23 protein-coding genes and 1 pseudogene are annotated in these 21,493 nt (G+C 35.0%); 20 read left to right on the top strand and 4 right to left on the bottom strand.

Features of this window, described 5'->3' with window-relative positions:
* Window positions 1-190 precede the first annotated feature (190 nt).
* Both MYP_RS22460 and MYP_RS22455 read left to right on the top strand, forming a co-directional pair.
* Window positions 191-1,279: a hypothetical protein gene (locus MYP_RS22460; RefSeq protein ID WP_045468752.1), complete on the top strand. Its 1,089-nt coding sequence runs from the start codon at window positions 191-193 to the stop codon at window positions 1,277-1,279.
* A 190-nt stretch (window positions 1,280-1,469) separates the two neighbouring features.
* Complete coding sequence (locus MYP_RS22455) at window positions 1,470-2,138, top strand: hypothetical protein (RefSeq protein ID WP_045468749.1); 669 nt, start codon at window positions 1,470-1,472, stop codon at window positions 2,136-2,138.
* A 289-nt stretch (window positions 2,139-2,427) separates the two neighbouring features.
* On the opposite strand, the pseudogene MYP_RS22450 reads toward MYP_RS22455, so the two are convergent.
* A pseudogene (locus MYP_RS22450) lies at window positions 2,428-3,552 on the bottom strand (IS91 family transposase).
* A gap of 382 nt (window positions 3,553-3,934) precedes the next feature.
* On the opposite strand from MYP_RS22450, the gene MYP_RS22445 reads away from it, so the two are divergent.
* From MYP_RS22445 to MYP_RS22360, 18 genes are all read left to right on the top strand, one after another.
* Window positions 3,935-4,219: a DUF7638 domain-containing protein gene (locus MYP_RS22445; RefSeq protein ID WP_045468746.1), complete on the top strand. Its 285-nt coding sequence runs from the start codon at window positions 3,935-3,937 to the stop codon at window positions 4,217-4,219.
* Between the two features lie 27 nt (window positions 4,220-4,246).
* Complete coding sequence (locus MYP_RS26820; RefSeq protein ID WP_262506812.1) at window positions 4,247-4,381, top strand: hypothetical protein; 135 nt, start codon at window positions 4,247-4,249, stop codon at window positions 4,379-4,381.
* 488 nt (window positions 4,382-4,869) lie between these two features.
* Window positions 4,870-5,442, top strand: coding sequence for a Crp/Fnr family transcriptional regulator (locus MYP_RS22440; protein ID WP_052430440.1), 573 nt, complete (start codon window positions 4,870-4,872; stop codon window positions 5,440-5,442).
* A gap of 76 nt (window positions 5,443-5,518) precedes the next feature.
* On the top strand, window positions 5,519-6,646 hold the full coding sequence (locus MYP_RS22435; RefSeq protein ID WP_045468743.1) for an FAD-dependent monooxygenase: 1,128 nt from the start codon (window positions 5,519-5,521) through the stop codon (window positions 6,644-6,646).
* A gap of 474 nt (window positions 6,647-7,120) precedes the next feature.
* Entirely contained in the window at window positions 7,121-7,783 is a 663-nt protein-coding gene (locus MYP_RS22430) for a hypothetical protein (RefSeq protein WP_156140800.1), read from the top strand.
* Window positions 7,746-8,027: a hypothetical protein gene (locus MYP_RS22425; protein WP_197060163.1), complete on the top strand. Its 282-nt coding sequence runs from the start codon at window positions 7,746-7,748 to the stop codon at window positions 8,025-8,027. Before MYP_RS22430 ends, MYP_RS22425 begins: the two co-directional genes overlap by 38 nt.
* Window positions 8,028-8,196: 169 nt before the next feature.
* Window positions 8,197-8,964, top strand: a complete 768-nt coding sequence (locus MYP_RS22420) for a helix-turn-helix domain-containing protein (RefSeq protein WP_045468734.1) — start codon at window positions 8,197-8,199, stop codon at window positions 8,962-8,964.
* A gap of 25 nt (window positions 8,965-8,989) precedes the next feature.
* Complete coding sequence (locus MYP_RS22415; protein WP_045468802.1) at window positions 8,990-10,150, top strand: FAD-dependent oxidoreductase; 1,161 nt, start codon at window positions 8,990-8,992, stop codon at window positions 10,148-10,150.
* Between the two features lie 482 nt (window positions 10,151-10,632).
* On the top strand, window positions 10,633-10,980 hold the full coding sequence (locus tag MYP_RS22410; RefSeq protein ID WP_370568897.1) for a nuclear transport factor 2 family protein: 348 nt from the start codon (window positions 10,633-10,635) through the stop codon (window positions 10,978-10,980).
* Between the two features lie 86 nt (window positions 10,981-11,066).
* Window positions 11,067-11,411: a hypothetical protein gene (locus MYP_RS22405; RefSeq protein ID WP_156140799.1), complete on the top strand. Its 345-nt coding sequence runs from the start codon at window positions 11,067-11,069 to the stop codon at window positions 11,409-11,411.
* Between the two features lie 96 nt (window positions 11,412-11,507).
* Complete coding sequence (locus MYP_RS22400) at window positions 11,508-11,882, top strand: DUF7079 family protein (protein WP_045468727.1); 375 nt, start codon at window positions 11,508-11,510, stop codon at window positions 11,880-11,882.
* 69 nt (window positions 11,883-11,951) lie between these two features.
* Window positions 11,952-12,674 (top strand): DUF1963 domain-containing protein, encoded by a 723-nt coding sequence (locus MYP_RS22395; RefSeq protein ID WP_045468724.1) that lies wholly within the window; start codon window positions 11,952-11,954, stop codon window positions 12,672-12,674.
* Window positions 12,675-12,769: 95 nt separating this feature from the next.
* Window positions 12,770-13,498, top strand: a complete 729-nt coding sequence (locus MYP_RS22390; RefSeq protein ID WP_045468722.1) for an MBL fold metallo-hydrolase — start codon at window positions 12,770-12,772, stop codon at window positions 13,496-13,498.
* Between the two features lie 285 nt (window positions 13,499-13,783).
* Window positions 13,784-14,398 (top strand): hypothetical protein, encoded by a 615-nt coding sequence (locus tag MYP_RS22385; RefSeq protein ID WP_045468719.1) that lies wholly within the window; start codon window positions 13,784-13,786, stop codon window positions 14,396-14,398.
* 311 nt (window positions 14,399-14,709) lie between these two features.
* Window positions 14,710-15,192 carry a hypothetical protein gene (locus tag MYP_RS22375; RefSeq protein WP_156140798.1) on the top strand — a complete coding sequence of 161 codons (483 nt, stop codon included), beginning with the start codon at window positions 14,710-14,712 and terminating at the stop codon, window positions 15,190-15,192.
* 368 nt (window positions 15,193-15,560) lie between these two features.
* Window positions 15,561-16,631 carry a calcium:proton antiporter gene (locus tag MYP_RS22370; protein ID WP_045468710.1) on the top strand — a complete coding sequence of 357 codons (1,071 nt, stop codon included), beginning with the start codon at window positions 15,561-15,563 and terminating at the stop codon, window positions 16,629-16,631.
* Between the two features lie 270 nt (window positions 16,632-16,901).
* A complete protein-coding gene (locus MYP_RS22365) occupies window positions 16,902-17,573 on the top strand; it encodes a hypothetical protein (protein WP_045468707.1) in 672 nt (223 codons plus the stop codon).
* A 175-nt stretch (window positions 17,574-17,748) separates the two neighbouring features.
* Window positions 17,749-18,618, top strand: a complete 870-nt coding sequence (locus tag MYP_RS22360; RefSeq protein ID WP_045468704.1) for a hypothetical protein — start codon at window positions 17,749-17,751, stop codon at window positions 18,616-18,618.
* A 240-nt stretch (window positions 18,619-18,858) separates the two neighbouring features.
* Here the strand turns inward: MYP_RS22360 and MYP_RS26260 are convergent, their stop codons facing one another.
* From MYP_RS26260 to MYP_RS22355, 3 genes are all read right to left on the bottom strand, one after another.
* Window positions 18,859-19,215 carry a hypothetical protein gene (locus tag MYP_RS26260; RefSeq protein ID WP_156140797.1) on the bottom strand — a complete coding sequence of 119 codons (357 nt, stop codon included), beginning with the start codon at window positions 19,213-19,215 and terminating at the stop codon, window positions 18,859-18,861.
* A complete protein-coding gene (locus MYP_RS26255) occupies window positions 19,212-19,460 on the bottom strand; it encodes a hypothetical protein (RefSeq protein ID WP_156140796.1) in 249 nt (82 codons plus the stop codon). Before MYP_RS26255 ends, MYP_RS26260 begins: the two co-directional genes overlap by 4 nt.
* 306 nt (window positions 19,461-19,766) lie before the next feature.
* Window positions 19,767-21,440: a CotH kinase family protein gene (locus MYP_RS22355; protein WP_045468700.1), complete on the bottom strand. Its 1,674-nt coding sequence runs from the start codon at window positions 21,438-21,440 to the stop codon at window positions 19,767-19,769.
* Window positions 21,441-21,493 lie beyond the last annotated feature (53 nt).

The raw sequence follows: 21,493 nt of genomic DNA, 5'->3' as shown, positions 1-21,493 counted from the left end.
ACTAGGTTGTGTCCATGGAGGTCTGCAGCGGTGGATTTCAAGGCTTGTGCTTTATTTATCGCCCTTTTTTATTATTTTTATATTATGGCCTAGGGCTCTTTCGTAGCGGGGGATAGAGTAGCGCTTCAAAATCCCGCCATGTCAACAACCCTTACCGTTGTGCAACATATGAACATAAAACCATCAATCATTGAATACCCAAACTAAAAAAGAACTTAATCGGATAAGATTACATAATCTTATTTTTGCTATCAAACATCTACCTTGGCTACACATTTTTGTATTTATAATATCCATTACCATTGCGAGTGCGGTTTTTTATTTTTTCGCTTCTAGATGTTTTAAGACAGTTGATGCAAATTCAATTCTGACCAATCTTCTAACGGTAAATGCTGTATTCTCAGCAATTCTAATAACATATTTATTTTCAAGAATTACCTGGTCAAAGGATAGAAAACTTGAAACCTTAAATGAAGCTATAAGCCTTTCTCGAAAAATAACTGAATTCAGAAGAATCTTAAATAAACTGACCTATTATTATCAGGTATGGACTAATGATAATGCCACAAAATCTTTAATTGATTACGGCAAATTTAAACATATAGATTTTTACGATTACAGACTTTCGATGATAAGCGATTATAAACCAAAAAACAAAGAGCTAATACAGGAACTCTATAACCATGAAAACTTTAAAGAAGGTCAGTCTACCCTCTATTTAGCTATGGTATCATTAGTAAGAAACAGGAATAATCCTGAATACGAATTTCAAGAAGAACTTTATAAAGATTTTGAGCATAACGGACTTTACAATATTAAAGCAGTTGAAAAATGGCTTGATTGTGACATCTTTAATACTATTTGGTATTGGTTGGACCAGAATTACAACTTTATTAACTATAAGGCCTTATCAAGTGATAAGGAATTCATATTATCTGCGGCAAGCCGAATAAACAAAAAATATGAAGGACACGAATTGAACAATGAATTATTAAAGGAATTAGCTGACGATTTTAGCTCTCATTATTTAAAAGAACTGTACATACGCCTAAAGGACTTAAAGAAGGGCGTAACAGATTTAAATCTATTAATTATGACTTTGATAACGGTCAGTTTAATTTTTGGTGTTTTATTACCATTTGTTTTATTGCTAATCTCTTCAAAGTCTATTTGGTTTGGATTAATCGTTGCTATTTTAGCTTCCCTGAATTCAGGGCTTATTTCCTACTTTATTTTACGTTTCCCGACCTTGATTAATAAAGAGTTAAAATGGACATAAAAAATACGTTGCACAACAATTGCTATACTCCAGCCACTGGTTCAGTAGTATAGTCGAGGAATGAGGTTATTGTCCGCCAGAATTTTTTATTGTAAATTATGGCCTGGCTTGCTTCGGTGCATGAGGATACATTTAAGTTTTAAAGCAGTGACCGGAGCATAGCATAACCGTTGTCGGCAATAAAGGAAAGATGCAAACATTGCAAATATTACATAAGAATTCCTTACTAAATCCCGATTCAATCAGACCACTGAATTGGGTATCTTCATTATTTTCAAGTAAATTATCTGAATATAAAAGATATAAAAAACTTAAAAGAGTTGACTATTGGTGGATAGAAATTGATGATAAAAGTATGTCAATTGTCAGGCAAATTCCCTTCGATGTTTTAAGATGTCCTATTATGGGCTTGAGTGATGAGAAACTAAATTTCAAGTCGATCGAATCATTAAAAAGTATAGACAACGAATTGTTCAACGATATGTGGAGCATATATGACAAACGTAATTTCAAAAAGCTTGAACAAATCCATTCCAAATACTTGAACAACTGGATAAGTGGTGACAAATTTAATCCTCCAATATTTCCTGCTATAATAATTGATCTTAAATATCCCAACGATATAATTAAACTAGAAACAATTGAACAATTAATAAACCAAGTTGATTACGTTGGATATGAATGGACGGATTCAGAACGGCTGATTGACACGAAAGGTCACTTATACAAAACCGATTACTTAAATTTTGGACATCCAGTTGGAGTGGTGATACCATACGAAATAGAAAAAAGAATAACCAAAGAAGAATTAATTCAATTGATAGGTAATCAGAAAATTAACTTTAAAATAAAAGATTAATTACTGCCGACAACAACTAAGTTTTCGTATGGCATGGAGTGCCCAGAATGAAAACGATGTTGAGCGAAACCTTCGGTAGTTTTTGTGGTGCACTATGGGTAAAGAGTGATTTTTTCTTAGGTTAAAAAGTGAGAATGTGCGTATTGTAAAAAAGTACCTAAAGAGCTCTTCGGATTTTTATTCTTATTTCAAGTCTCACAGAATGTTTTCTGCGGGCTAAATTTTGCTGCTTTTCTCGCATCCGAACAAAGCTTCGCCATCAAAGCCCTAAAGCAGAGAGTGAACAAATCTAAACGATAACGGTCTTTTCAAAGAAGATCTTAACAGGCGGTCCGCGCCTGTTAAAAACTTCCTTTACGATCATGGTTTTAGTTTTGCAACAAGGGCAGAGTAAAGGGTCGTAGATAGTAAGAATTCTTGGAGGTCTTGTCCGGCTTACCATACAAGATAGCTGTTCTTTAATAGTAGGAATGGATTCCTTTTTGGAAGAGCTGCTGAGAATACCAAAGTGTCTTATCCGAACAAATCTTTTGGGAAGTACATGCAGTGCAAACCTTCGAACAAATTCCATAGAATTCAGAGTCATCTCTTTCTTTACATCATCCTGTCTGTAATCCTTGTAAGTGAATGTGACAGAGTCTTTACTAATGTTCTTAATCCGATGGTTGCTGATAGCAATCTTGTGTGTATACCTTCCCAGATATTCAATAACGGTATTGTTATTTGCAAAAGGTTGTTTGGTATATACAACCCAATCTTTCTTATACAAAGCATTAATCAGAGCCTTATCAGGGGAGTAATTATTTTTTAAATATGCGAGAAACTTGCCTCTGAATACCTTGCTCATGGCCTTTACAGGAAAGAGGTATTTTCCTTTGCTTTTAGCGGACTTCCATTTTCCAGAACCATTGATTCCACCTCCAGGTACAATACAGTGCAGGTGAGGATGCAGCGAAAGGGTTTGTCCCCATGTGTGCAGTATGGAGATCATGCCAGTCTTTGCGCCCAGGAGTTTGTGATCATAACCAAAGGTTTGTATAGTCTCCCATGCAGCTTCAAAAAGTGTATTGTATGCCATTGCAGGCTGATGCAAGGCAAGAGTATTAAGTTCTTCAGGCAGCGTGAATACTACATGAAAGTAAGGTACAGGCAAGAGCTCCTGTTCCCGTGCCTGTATCCATTGTTCCCTTTTGTTGCCCTGGCATTTAGGGCAATGCCTGTTTCTGCAGCTGTTGTAGCTGATGCGCATATTGCCGCATGAAGTGCATGCATCGACATGTCCGCCCATGTCTGCAGTCCTTCATCTCATTACAGCTCCAAGGGTACGCAGTTTCCATGAGTTTATAAAAGGAGCCTGCTCAATGTTTGGCCAATGCGCTCTGAGCACATCAGCCACTTCAAACTCAGGCCTCACGATAAAGGCTTACTGTTTAGTATATTTGCCAGGTGGTGGGAGTAGTTGCGCAGCGTGCTGTCACTTTTACCGGAAAGAAATACTTTTTGCTTTAAGTTCTGGTACAACTCGGAAAAACCAGCTATCTTAGTACAAGCAGTGTCGATTACAGAGCATTCTTTTTTTTCATGAGAATAAGATTTAAAATTTTGCTTATAATTTACACTGCTTGCTAGAAACTACCGAAGGTTTAGTTCAACACCTGCTTTGCATTATTAGGCAGATAGTGTAAATAGAAACATTTGAGCAATAGATAAAGGTTGATGCAGTCAGACAGTTTTCTGGTTTCAGAAGGCGATCCTTTCAACGCACGAAATCGTGATGATAATTTTTTTAACAGGATATGACAAATTACAAGATCTATCGAGAAGTAGACGGGCAAAGAATTGAAGGACGTTCAATTCTGGTAATAGAGATTCATTACTTTTGCCGGATTGTCCCACTTGTTGTATTTGCAGACTGCATGATTGATTGCGAAGGTTTAATGACGAAAGATGAGTTAATTGAAAAGATGAATGTTGGTTCGATTCGACTTAGTGTTCCCAATGATTCTACAGTGCGTTTAGGTATTGGAGAAATGACTGTTAGTAACTTTGGATCTGCTACCTTTGACTGGACATTAAGTTAAGCGTAAAATACTTAAATTAAAGTCAAAATGAAAAGATCAAGAAAGCATTACGATAGTTCATTTAAAACGATGACTATTGAATTGGCTGAAGCAAAAGGATCTATTCCAGCTACAGCCAAAGAACTGGGAATACCACAAGATTTGATAAGAAGGAGAAGATGATCAGAATTTAAGACTTTGAGTACTACAGTGCAAAAGAGACTGGCTTAAATTTTAAGCCAGCCTCTTTATATTTTTAGTCTCTTTGGATTTTGACGCTTTAACTGATTTGTTGGACAATCATTTAGGTGGACAAAATCAAAAGAAAAGTAAAACGACTTTCATTTTACATCGCCCTTAACATGTTGGGCTTGATACAATTTTATTATCTGCCATGGCATCCTTTCATTTGTAGGTTTAATGTATATAAACTTAATCAGCAGAAATTAAGCTTCTTAAGGTTGAAAAAACAATTTTAAGTGGCTCAGTTTAATCCGGAATAAACAGTTATGTGGTTAATTAGAAAAAGTTCTGCGTTTTACCTTCTTCTTTCTTAACTTTCAGCCTGATCACTATTTAATAAAAATGAGGGGACATTAACAGACAATCAGATTTTTTGAAATGATTGCCCGGTTTATATAGAATGCCAGAACCTCAGTAGCTCAAATTAAATGACGCAGTCTGTAAAAGAAAAATTAGTAACCACGCTTCAAATACCAATTGACCGGGTAGAGGAATTGTTGGGTATTTGCTTGATCGTTACACACGCGAAAAACGAACTTATAGAAGCAAAAAATGGTGTATTTGACCGTTTGGGATATATTATCAATGGAGCTGCCCGAATTTATTATCTGAACGAAAAAGGCGAGGAGGTCAGTTATTTATTGCAAGTTAATGAGGATGTAATTGGTGACTACGCAAGCTATATTACAGGCGAAAAATCTCAGGCAAAAATTGAAACACTGTTGGAAACAGAAGTCCTTTACTTTGAAAAAAAAGGTGTTGAAGAACTCATAAAGAAGGATGTTTTTTGGCTGGGTTTTGCAAAACGAATATCTGACCTGGCTTTTCTTTCAGCGAAACAAAGGCTTGACGAACTGTTTTTTTTCACACCCGAGCAACGTTATTTAAACCTTTTGAAAAAGTCACCGGAAATTCTGAATAAAATTCCTCAAAAATATATTTCTTCCTATTTAGGTATAACACCGCAATCATTGAGCAGAATTAGAAAAAGAATTTTCTAAAGTAGAAATTAACTTAAGTGAACGTCTTTTACTTTTTAACGACATAATTTGTCGCAGAAATCAAAAACAAAGTACAATGAAAATAGCAATTATAGGTGGAGGAATCGGCGGCCTGACAACAGCATTAGCCTTAAAGCAAATCGGAAAAGAAGTTGTAATTTACGAAAGTGCATCAGAAATTAAACCTGTTGGTGCAGGTATTGTAATGGCCAACAATGCTATGCAGGTTTTTAAAAAGCTAGGCGTTTGTCATAAAATAGAAGAGGCAGGTTGTAAAATTTCTAACATTAGAATTACGGATGCTCAACTCAATACACTTTCATTAGCAGACCTTACCAGGTTTGAAAACAAATACAATGTTTATAACGTCGCCATTCATCGGGCTGATCTGCAGAAAATTTTAGCCAATGAAATCGGTTTTGAAAACATTCAATTATCAAAACGCCTATCCGGTATTGACAAAGGAAATGAATTCAAACTAACCTTTGAAGATGGAACAGTGGTACATGCTGATGTTTTAATCGGTGCTGATGGTATAAATTCTGTTGTGAGAAAACAATTGTTTGGAACAGGTAATATCAGGCACACAGGACAAAAATGTTGGAGAGGCGTTGGAAAGTTTGATTGGTTTGAAAAATATAACAACGAGGCCTTAGAAGCATGGGGGAAAGGAAAACGTTTTGGCTTTGTAAAAATCAGTGATAAGAATGTGTATTGGTATGCCGTTATTAACGAATCTTTGATGAATGACAATGTAACCATTACCGAGTTGTTTAAAGAGTTTCATCCGAAAGTGGTAAAAATCATTTCAGGAACACCCAAAGCCCATATTCATTTTAGTGACATCATTGACTTAGAACCAATCACCAATTGGTCAAATGGAAAAGCATGTCTAATAGGTGACGCAGCTCATGCCACAACGCCTAATATGGGACAAGGCGCCTGTCAGGCAGTGGAAGACGCTTTCGTCATTGGAAAACTATTTGCACAAGACAAAAGCGCTGAAGAAGTTTTTAGTCAATATGAAAAACTAAGAAGGACCAAAGCACATTTCATTGTCAATACAAGTTGGAAAATAGGAGAATTAGCACATTTGGAAAATAATGCTGCTATCTGGTTTAGAAATGCATTAGTAAAAATTACACCTGATTTTTTCAATGAAAAACAATTGGACAGAGTTTTTGACATTGAATACAATGTGTAATACAGCATGGTTTTATGGAATGAAAAGGCTCTGCCTTTAGCCAATGATTATATTGTATAGATAATTCCTTGAACTCAGCTTAAGTGAAATTAATATGGGCTACAATTAAAAACAAGTAAAAATTCATGTTTGATATACTTGGACTTTTGCTCGGAATTTTATTGGTGATAATAATATTATTGGTGATAATAATATTCAATATTATAGAAAAAGTTTTACCTTATTCGCAAGTTAAATGTGCTGCCTTTTATTCTATGTTACTTATGTTACATAGAATAATATCACATGCAATTATATTAGCAATATAAATCGAAGTTTGTAATGCAAGATTCTTTATTTTATGTCGACATCAGGCTTATTCTAACTAATACGTACATGCCTGAGTTTTTATCATAGTGTGAGTCTCTTGTAATGAAAAATCCTAATTGTAAGTTAGTAATGGTATTCGAAATATTGTATAAATAAAGTTAATTTATGAGAATCAAGACGTACATCTTCTGCACCACATTTTTGGCTAATCTTTTATTTACTGCATGCAATAACAAGAAAGATGATCCCGGACCTTCGATTTCATCTCCAACTATTAAAACACCTGAGCTTCCAACTATAGACAATCCTTTCTTAGGCGTATATATAAATAATAAACTTGTATCCATTTTGGCGGACACTCATAATTTGGTTTTTGATCCCATAAATGATAGTCTTGTCTTAAAGAGCAATACCGGAACTTTTTCATTTAATAAATATCCGTCATTCACTTCTGATATTCATGGGTACTATAATAATCGTTTTCATTTTCAGATTGCTAGAAATAGTACCGATACATCTTCACTTTCAAAGGATGCTTTTAAAGCTTTTTTCAATCCAGGCACTTATCCTTATTCTCAGCTTACATCATTAAATGGATTTAAAATATTGCTTAGGTTAAATCATGAAAATGAGTATTACGACACTCAAAATGGATCACAGGAAGGAAGCATATTGACAATAAAAGAGGCAACATATGTAAATACGGATAAGGGGGAACTCCTTAGGGTAGTAATTGAGTTTAACTGCAAACTATACGACGAGCAAGGAAAGTTGCAAAAGACTTTGTCGCATGGAATTTATCGTGGCTACTTTCGCAACTTTGAATAGCTGTATACACAGAAGTCTTCACGACTTAAGTTTAGGGTTCATGGATTTAAAGGGATTAAACAAAACAACAGGATATATTTATGGTGATAAAGTAAAAGCATATGATAACTCCATAATTATGTCAGTATTATCAGAAGTGGAGGAGTTTATTAAAGTTGCTAGACAAACAGCCAGAGCCTTCAAAAGTAAAAGAGTAATGTTTAAGGGTAAATGGGTTATGCAACAAGACTTGCTTAAAAGCTAAATGGAAAGTTCATGATTTCTACAAGAAAAGTTTTTTTGAGTATCTTTCTCAAAATATTAACAAATAATAGGCCTTGGCAGTGTTACAGCTGATTTGAAACTTTCTGCTTTGATTTTCAGTTTCATCGCAGAATACCGAATCGTTGGACTGATTTTAAACACTGGAGCAAATGGACAGAGATAAGGGACAAGACTTTGAATATAAACTCCTCAAACCTGACAAGTCAATTGCTGACTTTGTAGAAAGCTTTTGGATGTTGCAAAACCATTCAGATTACAACAAAGATGTTGTTATTCTTCCAGACGGACGGGTTGATTTGTTTTTCTCTCGTTCTGCAACAGAACCTTTTCATATTACACTTTCTGGGCTTGAAACTCAGTCAGATCAAGCGATATTGACTGGTAAGACGATTATGTTTGCGATAAGTTTCAAATTACCCGCAATAGAATATTTTTTTCATAATACAGTTTCGACCTTGTTAAACAATGCAAAATATTTACCTGTCGACTTTTGGGGTTTTAATGAAAAGGACATACAAGATTTTGATTTTTTTTGCGAAAAGGCAGCTCAAAAAATTCAAACACTTTTGCCAAGAGAAATTGATAACAGAAAACGAAAACTTTTTGACCTTATTTATGCTTCAAAGGGGACCTTGTCTGTGAATGCACTTTCTGAAGAAGTATCTTGGAGCAGCCGACAAATCAACCGTTTTTTTCGTCAGCAATTTGGGCTTTCATTAAAGGCATATTGCAACATTCTTCGTTTTCGTGCTTCATTTCCAGATATTAAAGAAGGTAAATTGTTCCCCCAAGAAAATTTTGCCGACCAATCGCATTTCATAAAAGAAGTAAAAAAACTTGCGGGCGTTTCGCCAAAGGAATTGAAACGAAATCAAAACGGCCGATTTATACAATTTTTAACGCTTCCTTCGAAATAACTTTATGCCGTTAAAAATATTCGGCATGAAATTACAAAGAAAAAAAATCGCAATTGTTGGAGGAGGGCCCGGTGGACTGACCCTAGCAAAACTATTACAGCTTAAAGGTGCTGACGTAAAAGTATATGAACGGGATTTAAATAAAAATGCCCGTGTGCAAGGTTCTCCGCTTGACTTGCACGATGATTCTGGGTTGGCTGCCATAATAAAAGCAAACTTGTTAGATGAGTTTAAAAGCAATTATCTTCCCAAGGCGGACAGAAAAAAAATAATGGATGAACATGCAAAAGTGTTTTTTAGCGACCACGAAAGCAAGGTGGAAGAAGATTTTGGCAATCCATATTATCGTCCGGAAATAGACCGGGGAGCATTACGAAAAATATTGTTAGAATCCTTACAAGACGAAACTGTTGTATGGGATAGTCATTTTATTTCAATGAACAAGCAAAATGATGGCTGGCTTTTGCATTTCAAAAGCGGAAATGCAATTTATGCAGACCTCGTTATTGCAGCTGACGGAGCTAACTCAAAAGTACGACCGTATATTACTGATGTAAAAGCTTTTTATTCAGGAGTTACGATGCTTGAAGGCAATGTTTTAAACGCAAAAGATGCAGCACCTAAAATTTCAGCATTACTCAATGGAGGAAAAATAATGGCTTTCGGAAATGAAAAGAATATACTAATGGGACAAAAAGGTAATGGTGAAATAGGTTTTTATGTAAGTTTCAAAACAAATGAAAATTGGACTTCCAACAGTGGAATAAACTTTTCTGATAAAGCGCAGGTTTTACAATGGTTTAAAAAGGAATATCACAATTGGAGTAGTTTATGGCAAGATCTGTTTGAAAATGCAGTAACTCCTTTTATCCCACGTCCGATTTATTGTATGCCATTAGACCAAATTTGGGAAGTCCAACCAAACCTGACCATGATTGGTGATGCTGCTCATGTAATGCCTCCCTTTGCTGGGGAAGGAGTAAATATGGCTATGCGTGATGCATTAGAGTTAAGCGAATGTTTGACTTCCGACAACTATAATTCTTTGCAAGAGGCCATTTCTGTTTATGAAACAAATATGCGTATACGGGCATCAGCTGCAGCAAAAGAGTCGCTTGATAATGGAGAAATAATGCATAGCGAAAATGCTTTAAAGACCATGCTTGATTTTTTTAGTGGACATTAAATAGATTATCAGCGATTGGCCTAATGGAGTCTGATTTTCTTTTTATGAACCTTAGAGTTGAGAAACCCAGCCATGTCAATTTGCTCTGTATTGCTTGAAGCCTATTTTACTTCAATCTATTAATATGCCGATGTTGGTAAACGTACTTATATTAGTACGTTTAAGTTATATAAGCTTAAGCCATGGAAATGAAAAAAAATGTTGGAAATATTAAGTTTGCATTAGCTCAGCTTATACGATGATTGCTTATTTACAACACGTGAAGATCTTTATTGGGCAAGTAAAGTCAATATTGATTCAAATGATGTTCCGGGAAAAATATTGGATTGTATCACGTATGTAAAATTGAGTAGGAGGTGATGAGTATTCACTAATAATGATAAGTAGATTTTATAAAAAAATGATCCTAGAATATAAATACAATCACCCTCTGTAATACCATAGTAATAATGAACGCAAGAGAGCAAATTATAAAAGATTAGATTGAGGCCTATAATGTATTCGATACAGAAAAAATGGTCCGGAACTTTGATGAAAAGATAATGTTTGAAAATGTTCAAAACGGAAAAGTTAATTTGTCCATTAGAGGACTTGAAGCATTCAAACAGCAGGCTGATCAGGCGAAGGACTATTTTGAAAGAAGGCAGCAAAATATAAAATCAATTAAGCATGACAAGAATGTTTCTGAGATTGAAATTGACTATTATGCTGTGTTGGCAAAGGATTTTCCCAATGGATTAAAAAAAGGAGAGGAGCTAAAATTGCGAGGGATATCTGTTTTTGAATTCAATGATAACAATAAGATAATCAGATTAAAGGATCTGAGCTGATAGTTTGTGACAGGTCTCCTTTGGGAAGAAAGTAACTCTCGGGGTTTATATGCGTATCGATGGTTCTTAATATTGTCAATTAATTAATGGATCAGAATTTCAACTTCTTCAAACACTCAATGCCTGCGCCCCGAAAGGCAGATTACTATTTAGGTTGTCTCGATGGTTCCGTATTTATAGATTTAAACCTTTCTGATGATAATAGAATATATCTCAGAAGGATTTCCTTTGATGGATATGGATGTTGTAGTCTAAACGATGTAGTAAACTGTTTAAGCATTGAAGATTCTCTCAGATTCATTAAAGAATTTAAAAAAGAGACCTTAGATGACAGAGCAATAGCTTCATTAGTTAAAGAACTGATTAAAATCAATAAAGACCATATCTGGGCTGATGCAATTGAGGAATACGATTTAATGGAAAAAGAATAATATATTTCGGGAATCAATAGTCGATTTTTAGGAAAATGTTACTTTTCTATTTTATTCTATCCCAGATAAAAATTATAGGACAATTAACGAAAGCTAATGATAGATCATCAGGACATAGAAATAAGGACGCCGGTCTGGATCGCTTTGTCTGAGTTCTATCTCGACACTGAATTGACAAATGAGGACTTTGATCGCATTGCAGCGATTTTTCAGAATTCCGGACTCACTTTAAAAGAACTAAAGGAGATTGATTTGTTTGAAGTGTTTACTTTTCTTCAACCAAACCTATTAAGCATCGCGGGAGCATGGTCTGGTTTTGAAGAGGAATGGTTATTGGCTCACTGCGAAAAGCGTTATAGAAGAAGGAAAAATATTTTACATAGACTAAACTGTAAATTTTGGAATATCTTTTTTTATTGGATGAGAAGAAATTGTTGGGAACAAATTGAAAAAAGAATGTCTATTATTTAGGGGATTAAATATTGGTAGCCAAGGTTTAAAAGAACTTTGGATCATGGTACCTAAAGATGAGTGATAGAAATGAAAAACTTGAACCAGAAATTTAACATCATAAGCTTTACCGCTGACAACAAACAATACTATCCAGCCTCAATGAAAAGGCAAAGCTGGATGTCAGAAACTTATGTGAAGTACACAGACATAGAAATACCAATGGGGCAATCTCGATACGGTGGGCCAGTAATGGATCTGCCTGTAGGATTAGATCATCCGGAAGGATTACGGTTTGCAGGACAATTTGATCTGGCGCAATTCTCGCCATTTGATAAAAAAGGACTACTTCCTAAAACCGGACAACTCATTTTCTTTGCGGATATTTTGAATGACACGGGAAAGGTGATTTATGCTGATGTGCCCAACAGCAGTTTGGTTAGAAGAATTAAGGAACATGAGGATAATTTCTTTTTAGGAGTCCTGGTTGATAAGATTTATGCAGACGAAGAATCTTTTGCTGACCGATTCAGGGAAGCTGAAGATGAATGGGAGCAAGAACATGCCAATAAAGATGGAAAGATCTGGGACAGTTTTGCAGGAAGTGATCAGTCCAAAATATTTGGCATTTATACACATTGTCAATATGGACAGGAAGAAATAGAGCAAATAACTTTTTCTGACAAACTTTTGCTTTTGCAAATTGGAGAGAACGGATTTAATGATGAAGGTGTTTTTAGTGTTTTAATTAATAGGGAAGATCTTATAAATAGGAATTTTGACAATTGCGAATTTGCCTGGGGACAATCGTAATAAACTTAAAACCATTAGTAATAATTGGGCTTTTGCACTTCATAATTCATAAGAGTAGAAAGCGCTACCGTTAATTTTCTTTTTTAGAAAAAAATATGAAGATTGAAACCTTTAAAGTTCACAAGGTATTTGATGGCAGAGAAGTGACTTTGTTTCCTACAGTGATAGAACTTAATGAAAAGAAATATTTAATAGACTGCGGGTATGAGGAAACATTTGATGAATTTGTTGCCGGGTTGAAAAAACTACAGATAGAGGTAGCTGATTTATATGCTATTCTGTTGTCGCACGATGATATAGATCATGTGGGAGCTCTTTCTTTATTCAAAAGCAAAAATCCTAATTTGATTGTATACAGCAGTAGAATAGAAGCGCCTTATATTTCAGGAGAGAGAAAGTCTGAAAGGCTGCAGCAAGCGGAGGATTTATTACCAATTATACCAGAGGAACAAAAAGCCTGGGCTGATGGATTTATAAAGCAGTTAAAGGGGATAAAAAGATTTGAGGTTGATTTGCTGTTAGAAGATAATGAGAAAATAGAAAATGAAATAGAAATCATTTTTACACCAGGTCATACAAAAGGCCATATCTCATTTTATGTGCCATCACAAAAACTGGTAATAGCAAATGATGCTATTGTAGTGGAGGAACAAGGTTTAGATATTGCAAATCCACAGTTCACATTAGACTTGCAGCAGGCAATAGAATCAGTAGAGAAAATCAAACAGCTTTCTCCAAAGAAAATTATTTGTTATCATGGCGGAATTGTAGAGGGAGAGATCAATGAAAAGCTGAATGTTTTGCTTAGCATGTATAAAACTTAATCTGATAGATTCTTGATGCAATAGATGTTGTTTTTAAAGCTTCAGTCCATAAATAAACTCTTATAGGGCCCGCTTATGATTGCATAGATAAATCAGCGATTGAAAGAAGGGAGATGAATTGGCATTAGTTTGGTTGGTAATCGCCAAAACAGTTTAACATTATTTTTAAAAGTGAAAGCACTTCTGTTTTTGTATTTCCTCTATATTAGAAGAGCAGTAAGGCAAATTGACAAACTTGATTAATGTGGTAAAGACATTATATTTTTAAACTAAATAATAAGCAAAATGAGAACAATTACTTATGGATTTTTTTTCTTTTTTATTCTGTCTATTATGACAAGCTGCAAAGAGAAAGGCAGTAAGGTTGAACCTGAATTTAAATTGGCCAGCCCTGATAATTTAGATGATAACGAATATCAGATTTATTCGGTTATACTAAATGAAAATTTTGAGGGGAATGAGTTGTTGGTAGAGCAAAAAACATCAAGTCTTCGTTTAATTATAAATAGTAATTATTATGAGACCCTTAAAGCTGAGAATTTGAATTTGGATACAGCAATTTTTGTAGATTTTGATGCAAAAAATAGTTCTACGTATTATCTGAATAACAAATTCGAGACCCCAACAAAATCTGTTACTCTGATCTCAGAAGAGGAGAAAAAATATTTCGCTAGTTCGCAAGATCCAAACAACGGCTGGGATGCATTCCATAAAAAGTACCCTAAATCTAATGGAATAATTCAGTTTTCCAGAATAGGCTTCAACGTTGACAAGAATCAGGCAATTGTTGAAGTGAGTCGCTATTATGCAAGTTTAGGAGCAAGTGGTCATTTAATATACCTTGTAAGGGAAAATAATAGTTGGAGAATTATTAAAACAATTAATACCTGGGTGTCTTAAAACACTTGTCATATTGTGCAGAATGGGCAACAAGTTTTCAAGGGCGACTTATATCGAGTCGCGCTTCTTTGTTATTTTAATAGTTGCCGACCAGCTGCATGGCAGTGGATTGTGAAGCACTTTTATTTACCTTCATATTTTTATTTATGCTGACTTTCGCTATTGCACATAATAGCTCAGTACTTAGAAAATTTGTTATATTAACAATGTGTACAGATAAAGGTAAACTTTTCATAACAACCTTTACTAGGTTTATATTTCGACAGCAAACAGAAATTTCGAACTCTCTATAATAACTCGCAAGTAGGATAATGAAAAAAATACCTTTAGATAAAGACGATAGGGGATTTTTAAAAAGAGAAATTATTCAGGTAATACTAATATATCTACTAATCTTGTTAGTCTTATCCATTATGATATTTGGTTTTGTAATGATTTTACAGAAAGTTGTTCCGAATATTAATTCATCTGTGATTTATTCAATTTTGGGATGTGGATATGTAGGTTTTGTCTTTTTCAAGTTAAGGCCCATGATAATTGAATTACAAATTGGAGTTAAGAATGTTAAGTCTGGAAGAATTTCCGATAAAGGGAAGAAGGTAAATTACGGTTGGTCAGGAAATCCTGGTGCAGATTTAACTATTCAACCTAAAATTATAGAACATTATTTTACAATTGATCATGAGGAGCTATATGTTGATGAGAAATATTACCAAACGTTTAATGTTTCGGAATTGATTGATATTCATTTTTCCACGAGAAGCGGAAGGGTTATTAAAATCACCAAAGCATAATCATAGCTGCAGGCCCTTGGAGTTTTTTTAACTGATAGGTGGATCCATTAGAATCACCAGTCAAACTCAGATAAAAAGCAAAAAGTCAATCAGAGAAGTTGTGAGTCAGACGTGTATGTTTCTTTGAAGCATGGACAAATACTTTCGGAAAGGGGTATTCGTCACCCTCTGCATTGATTTGGATCTTTATTTTAGGATGCCATCATCTAGGCAGAGATTTGAGTCCAGTCTTTTAAAAAGCTCATATGAGCTTGAAAATCGTTCATAATTCTGTTAACTTGCAATTTGTAATGTACAATTATTTGCGCTGTTGCATGTAAATGCGTTACTTGTAGTTCTAAACCCCTGAAGTTAATATATTTCTAAAAATGAAGCTATTATATCAATGGACTGTCTCTCTGCCTTTGTTGGCGTGCCTGCTTTTCTTTTCTGGTTATATTTATGAAAATGTAACTTTTCAGATCATCGCAGGTTTTCTCCTCATCGGTTCCGTTATGTCCGCTGTTCACCATTCTGAGATTATTGCACACAGAGTAGGTGAACCCTATGGTACGATAATTTTAGCAGTAGCAATTACTATTATTGAGGTTTCTGTAATTGTTTCACTGATGATATCAGGTGGTGAAGAATCAGTATCCTTGGCTCGTGATACTGTTTATGCTGCCACTATGCTTATATTGAATGGTATTGTTGGTTTGTGTCTTTTCATAGGAGGTCTTAAACATCATGAACAGACCTTCTCCAAGCATTCCGTAACTATTGCTTTGGTATCTCTGGTTTCAATCATAATGTTTACGCTGATACTTCCCACATTTACCAAAAGCATCTCGGGGCCTTACTATTCTTCATCTCAAATGATTTTTGCTTCTGTGGCTTGTCTATTGATTTATGTTTCCTTTATTTTCGCACAGACTGTCAGGCATCGGGAATATTTTCTTACAGATGAAAAAAATACACAACAGATCATTAAACCTTTTATAACGAAGCGTTCCCTCATCACGAGTGCAGTTTTTCTTTTAGTAAGTTTATCAATAGTGGTGCTACTTGCAAAGACATTGTCACCCAGCATAGAGGAAATAATTGTTAGTTATAATCTGCCAAAAACTTTAGTTGGAATTGTAATAGCTTCTATCATATTGTTACCTGAAGGAATAGCAGCTATAATAGCAGCAAGAAAGAACAAGCTGCAAACCAGCCTTAATCTGGCTTTAGGTTCAGCGTTGGCAAGTATTGGACTCACTATTCCTGTTGTCTCAATCGTTTGTCATTTTTACAATATCCAAATTATTCTTGGATTGGATTATCTTTCAATTATACTATTGATGCTCTCTGTCTTAACCGTAATGTTGTCACTCAATAGCGGAAGGAGTAATATAGTATATGGGACTGTATTGCTTGTAAACTTAATGGCATTTGTCTATCTTATTGTTTATCCTTAATGAGTGTTCAACTTCTGGGATAACACTATTTCAAAATTTGCACTCATAAAATTTCTATCAAACATTTGTTATAAATGTAGAATTGGGGTAAACAGATTTTGTAATCAGATCAATGCTCACTTAATATCAATATGCTTTTAAGCTATTACGGGATTCTTATTTATACCCCATTTCTTTGGTTAGGAAAAATGAAGGATTTGTTGGGAGCAGGTTAAAAGTATGTTGTTGGCTCAATTTTTTTTTGGAAAGGCTTTTTTTACATTTTACTAAATGAATAAAACAATTGGAATATTGATATTTACGCTCGTTACTATTTCTTCAAGAGCAGAATACATCGGTTACCATATCAAGTTTACAATTGAAACTAAAAAAGGGGAAACTAGAATTGGATTTGTATATGTACCTTCTGCATATCTGGATATGGATTCTATTGAGAATACCAATTATTTGAAATACGCTTTAGATCAAAGTTGGGATGACAGAAGCAATAAGGACAGTCTTTTTTATTTCAAGGAAAGAATAAAATATCAATACCAAGAGGTGGGGGATACTCAGGGAGAGGAAAGGGAAATTTACTCATTGAGTAATAAACAGTCAATTTCCTATCAAGATATTAAATTGATCAGGATTATCGAAATGCAGGATTTCACTTATCTTACTGGAGTTTCAAGTCCTTTGTCTGTAACTGACATACCTTGGATTAGTAAGAAACCATTGCAAGGTTATGCGTTCAGCGGATACTTATGTTATTATCAAGTCTTTGTTCACGTAAAATCAAAAAAGATTGAAGGTATTATAAAAAGACTGACTGCGAAGCAGAAATCAATAGAGAGCATAGATGTCAATCATGAAAATGGAGATGGGGTAGATGAGGAACTTTGGGAAATTATAAAAGAGCTATATGGGGAAAAGGTAGTTGTAATCACAGAGTGTACTTGTTAGTTTTATTTTTGCCTTATAGAGAAAGTCTTTTGTTTGTCCAACTAGGAATGATCTTTAAATTAATCCTCCTAAGAATATAGCCAGATAGTTCTTATTAGTTAGTCCAACGAAGGTTTGTTATCGAATGATTTTTGACTAAATTGATTTACCATAAGATTTAGTTGATACAGTAAAAATGAATCAGAATAACAAAATATATATCAAAATTTTCATTCTTATTTTCTGTGTTCGATTATCTACAGATCTCGTTGCGTATACTCCTTATAGAAGCAATCATTCATTATTCTCTCTTATATACAATAATAGTGACAGCACGAAAACTGAACTACCGCTACTGACATTTCATGTTGGATGTGCATTGGCACTGCCAACGACAAGCATTCGATTAGCAGATGATCAGAGTGGAGGTAATATACATTTCCAAAACGATTTACTTCATTCCCGGTATACTTTGGTTCCTAAAATGAATGTGATGATTGCTCTGAAAAACTCTTATCGTTTTACCTCTGATGTTTATTTTGTCCTGAGCAGTAAATCAGGAACTTTAGGAAGAGATATTCATTTGGGTAATCATTTCTTTGAGAGTGGAACAAAAATTCATTCAAGATTCAACTTCTTTGCAGGCAACTTGTCGTACATCCAACCACTTTTTAAGAATAAAAGATATAATTTTGGTGCCTTATTTGGACTGGCCGGTGCACATGCATTCATCCGTCTTAATAATGAGGTAAAAAATAATTCTGTGGAAAGGTCATTATGGTTTGTAAATCCAATTGTAGGCTTGGATGTATTTGGCTATCTCATAAAGAAGATATTTTATCGTGCAGCGTTAAAATTTTCCGCTTCTCCATTTAATAAATATACTTACAGTTATTTTACTTTTAAAACCTACATAGAATACCACTTTACAAAAAATATAGGATTAGGATTCAGGATAGATTATATGAACATGTCTGTTAAGGACATTCAGCAAAGGCAATTCAAAGGTAGGTTGAATATGAACCTTCCGGTGATTTCTTTGGTGGGGGTAATTAGAATGTTTTGAAACTTAGATTATAATACGAGGTGAATATATGTTTTTAATGGTTCTTGAAATTTCTTTTTGATAAATTGAAGTCAAAAAAAACACCTGACCGCAAATGCCTTCAGGAGCTTTTTATGGTGTTACTTTCCTATGGTAATTCTGTGCTTTCGCAGAATACAACATGTTAATTTTTTACGAATTCCAATACGTTGCCATTCTCGAATTTTAAATAATACATTCCGTTAGTTAAGTTAGCAATATCTATTTTTTCGCTAGAGGAATGCTGCCACTATCAATTTCTGTTCCTAAGTGATTGTATATTCTATATCTTGTTGGGTTATGCAAATTAGTGATGCTGACAAATTCTTTTGATGGATTGGGGTACAGACTCATGTTCAGTTTTTGTGCGGCCCCATCGAGAGTTAATACTGGCGGGTTTACAGTAACTTTAACTGTAGGGCTTATTAAGGAATCTGCAGATGAAAAGCCACAGAGAGACCTTGATTGGGCATTGATAACAGCATAATAATAAAAGGTTCCTTCAATATTCGTTTGAGGAGCAAAAGATATGGTAGCTGAAAAACTATGTTCGGTAGACTTTCTGTAAGTGTTTATCAATGTCCCTCCGCTATTGGTATCAGCTGTATTAGCGTACCATTTTTGGTATATGCTGTTGAGTTATGCGGTTTAGTAATACCTCCAGAGCATTGATTTATATTTAATACAATGTTTTCTGGTTTCGTGCCAAAGTCGTATGTCCCAGCATTAGAAATGGAAGTGATTTCTGTTATTTGCCAATAATACTGTGCGCTTAGTTGAGAGAAGGAGCATAGTATAGCGATTAAGATGTAAATCTTTTTCATAGTAATTCTGTTTTTATGATTGTAGCATTATTGACTTTCTTCAATAGAATGGCTTTCTATACGGGAGGACTATAAAAAGGATTATGACAGTGTTGAAGGTTTAACTTTCAATAATCATATGGAAGTCCTTTCAAGTTGAATGCTAGTTAGTAAAAGAGATTGCTTATAAAAAAAAATGATAGAAACGGTAGAGTTATTTTAAATAGAAAAGGCTGTATCCTTTAACGGTACAGCCTTTCTTATATACAGGTACTCTCTTGTTGTGGTATAGTTAGTTATTGGATCTTTATTTTTGAGTAATATAGTTTATTTAACCATAATTAACTTTTTCCCTATTTTCCCATCTTCACCATGCACAATCAGACTATATATGCCTGGAGCGCAATCCTCGATCTCTTTTAATGTTAGACGTCTTTCATTTCCTGTTATCGTCTTGTCAAATATCAATTGGCCAATAGATGAAAACAGTTGGACCGAAATAATCCTTTCGTCGGATTCAATCACCAGCAGATCTTCAGCAGGGTTGGGCAAAACCTGTAAGTTATGAAACTGAGCCTTCTGCGCATTTGAAGTGATCACGCAGGTTCCCGGTAGATTATTATCCAGAAACTTTAATCTGGCAGTAAACCATTTCTTTAAAGTATCAATTTCTGCTGAATAGGAAGATACGCGGTAGGCACTGAACCAAAGATCACCACCCGGAAATCCCGGGAAGCCACCACCCCCTCCATTGGGTTGCAGCAATTTAGTCCATTTGCTGAAATGGCGGAACTGAGCTTCATTAAGAGTGTCAGCATAGGCATCAATAAAGGACTGTATGTAAGCATCGCTCAATATGCCCTGACGAAGCTCCAGGTATCTGCATTTTAACTCATTTGCAAAATTTGGATCCTGCAAAAGTCGGCCCCACATGGCAGGAACGGGAAGAGTTTCACACCCTTTATGTACCCAGGCTGTTACCTGGTTGCCTTTGCAGAAGTTACAGTTTCCGTAAGCCAGATTCAAATCCCATACAGGACCGGCTTTAAGCTTGCCTTTTGTTCCATCCTTCTGCATTTTCTCTTTGTAGAAATAGGCGCTTCTTTTAAAGCCGTCTGAGTTCAGACTCACTTCTGTATGAATAAAGTAATCCAGAAAAGATTGTAAGCTGATATACTTTCCATATCCGTTTACAGGGTCATTAAAGTTAGGAGATTGAACAAGCGTTTCGACAGTATCAATATATTTTCTAATGTATTCTTCCTGAGTGGGCTGAATGTTTTTAGGTTCTGGATAATGATACAGCCATGTAACAGTGGTTGAAGGTGTTCCTCCGAACCCTCCACTGCCGGAAATTACTCCGGGTACTGTCGAATTAAAAGCTTTGTCATCCGGACTGTTTTGAGCATCAATTTTCATAATGTACCCGCCAGTAAGGTCAATTCCTGATATGTCTTTGGCTTTTAAAGAAGCAGTTTTTACTCTATGATCTCCACGTTTTATGCTTTCTGTTAATACATATACTCCCTGATAATTTCCGTTTAAAACCAACTCAACCATGCGCGTTCTGGGGCCCCAGTGATCCATTTTGTTCCACAAGTGATACCCCAGGACGTTACGAATCATTGATATGTCGTTCCAGGGAGCATATAAAACCCAGTCTTTATCTGAAGGCATCCCCAACAATGCTGTGTCCAGGTTCTCTCCGGCAGCATCACGGGTTTCAACCCCATATTGTTTCTGATCAAAATATTGTGAACTGTTTCCACGAAGTTCTATTCCAATATTGCCTACAAAGTTAAACTGGGTATTGTTAACCTGATTGCGTACTCCCTGACCATTGTAAATGATTTTCATGGTCGCACTTATTTTCGGCTCATCTGGAATGGTCTGTCCGTTTGTCTCCAATAAAACAATCGGAAGGTTGGAAGAGGTGAAATTTACCTGTGCAAAACAGAAAGCACTGGAGAGTAATAGAAAATGAAGGAAAAAATACTTCATATGTTTTTTTTTGTTAAGATTAAGGTATAGTTATGCATGTGACTAAAGACTTT

Origin of the sequence: Sporocytophaga myxococcoides (assembly GCF_000775915.1) — a bacterium.
Classification (GTDB): Bacteria; Bacteroidota; Bacteroidia; order Cytophagales; family Cytophagaceae; genus Sporocytophaga; species Sporocytophaga myxococcoides_A.
The sequence above is the reverse complement of the archived record's forward strand: the minus strand, read 5'-3'. Positions and strand labels throughout refer to the sequence as shown.

Coding starts and splice junctions, on each gene's coding strand:
- MYP_RS22395 (WP_045468724.1), top strand. CDS start 11,952: ATGAAAAACTTGAACCAGAAATTTAACATCATAAGCTTTACCGCTGAC.
- MYP_RS22420 (WP_045468734.1), top strand. CDS start 8,197: ATGGACAGAGATAAGGGACAAGACTTTGAATATAAACTCCTCAAACCT.
- MYP_RS22370 (WP_045468710.1), top strand. CDS start 15,561: ATGAAGCTATTATATCAATGGACTGTCTCTCTGCCTTTGTTGGCGTGC.
- MYP_RS22400 (WP_045468727.1), top strand. CDS start 11,508: ATGATAGATCATCAGGACATAGAAATAAGGACGCCGGTCTGGATCGCT.
- MYP_RS22435 (WP_045468743.1), top strand. CDS start 5,519: ATGAAAATAGCAATTATAGGTGGAGGAATCGGCGGCCTGACAACAGCA.
- MYP_RS22425 (WP_197060163.1), top strand. CDS start 7,746: ATGGAATTTATCGTGGCTACTTTCGCAACTTTGAATAGCTGTATACAC.
- MYP_RS26820 (WP_262506812.1), top strand. CDS start 4,247: ATGAAAAGATCAAGAAAGCATTACGATAGTTCATTTAAAACGATGACT.
- MYP_RS22415 (WP_045468802.1), top strand. CDS start 8,990: ATGAAATTACAAAGAAAAAAAATCGCAATTGTTGGAGGAGGGCCCGGT.
- MYP_RS22455 (WP_045468749.1), top strand. CDS start 1,470: ATGCAAACATTGCAAATATTACATAAGAATTCCTTACTAAATCCCGAT.
- MYP_RS22375 (WP_156140798.1), top strand. CDS start 14,710: ATGAAAAAAATACCTTTAGATAAAGACGATAGGGGATTTTTAAAAAGA.
- MYP_RS22440 (WP_052430440.1), top strand. CDS start 4,870: ATGACGCAGTCTGTAAAAGAAAAATTAGTAACCACGCTTCAAATACCA.
- MYP_RS22430 (WP_156140800.1), top strand. CDS start 7,121: ATGAGAATCAAGACGTACATCTTCTGCACCACATTTTTGGCTAATCTT.
- MYP_RS26255 (WP_156140796.1), bottom strand. CDS start 19,460: ATGAAAAAGATTTACATCTTAATCGCTATACTATGCTCCTTCTCTCAA.
- MYP_RS22385 (WP_045468719.1), top strand. CDS start 13,784: ATGAGAACAATTACTTATGGATTTTTTTTCTTTTTTATTCTGTCTATT.
- MYP_RS22405 (WP_156140799.1), top strand. CDS start 11,067: ATGGATCAGAATTTCAACTTCTTCAAACACTCAATGCCTGCGCCCCGA.
- MYP_RS22445 (WP_045468746.1), top strand. CDS start 3,935: ATGACAAATTACAAGATCTATCGAGAAGTAGACGGGCAAAGAATTGAA.
- MYP_RS22360 (WP_045468704.1), top strand. CDS start 17,749: ATGAATCAGAATAACAAAATATATATCAAAATTTTCATTCTTATTTTC.
- MYP_RS22365 (WP_045468707.1), top strand. CDS start 16,902: ATGAATAAAACAATTGGAATATTGATATTTACGCTCGTTACTATTTCT.
- MYP_RS22390 (WP_045468722.1), top strand. CDS start 12,770: ATGAAGATTGAAACCTTTAAAGTTCACAAGGTATTTGATGGCAGAGAA.
- MYP_RS22355 (WP_045468700.1), bottom strand. CDS start 21,440: ATGAAGTATTTTTTCCTTCATTTTCTATTACTCTCCAGTGCTTTCTGT.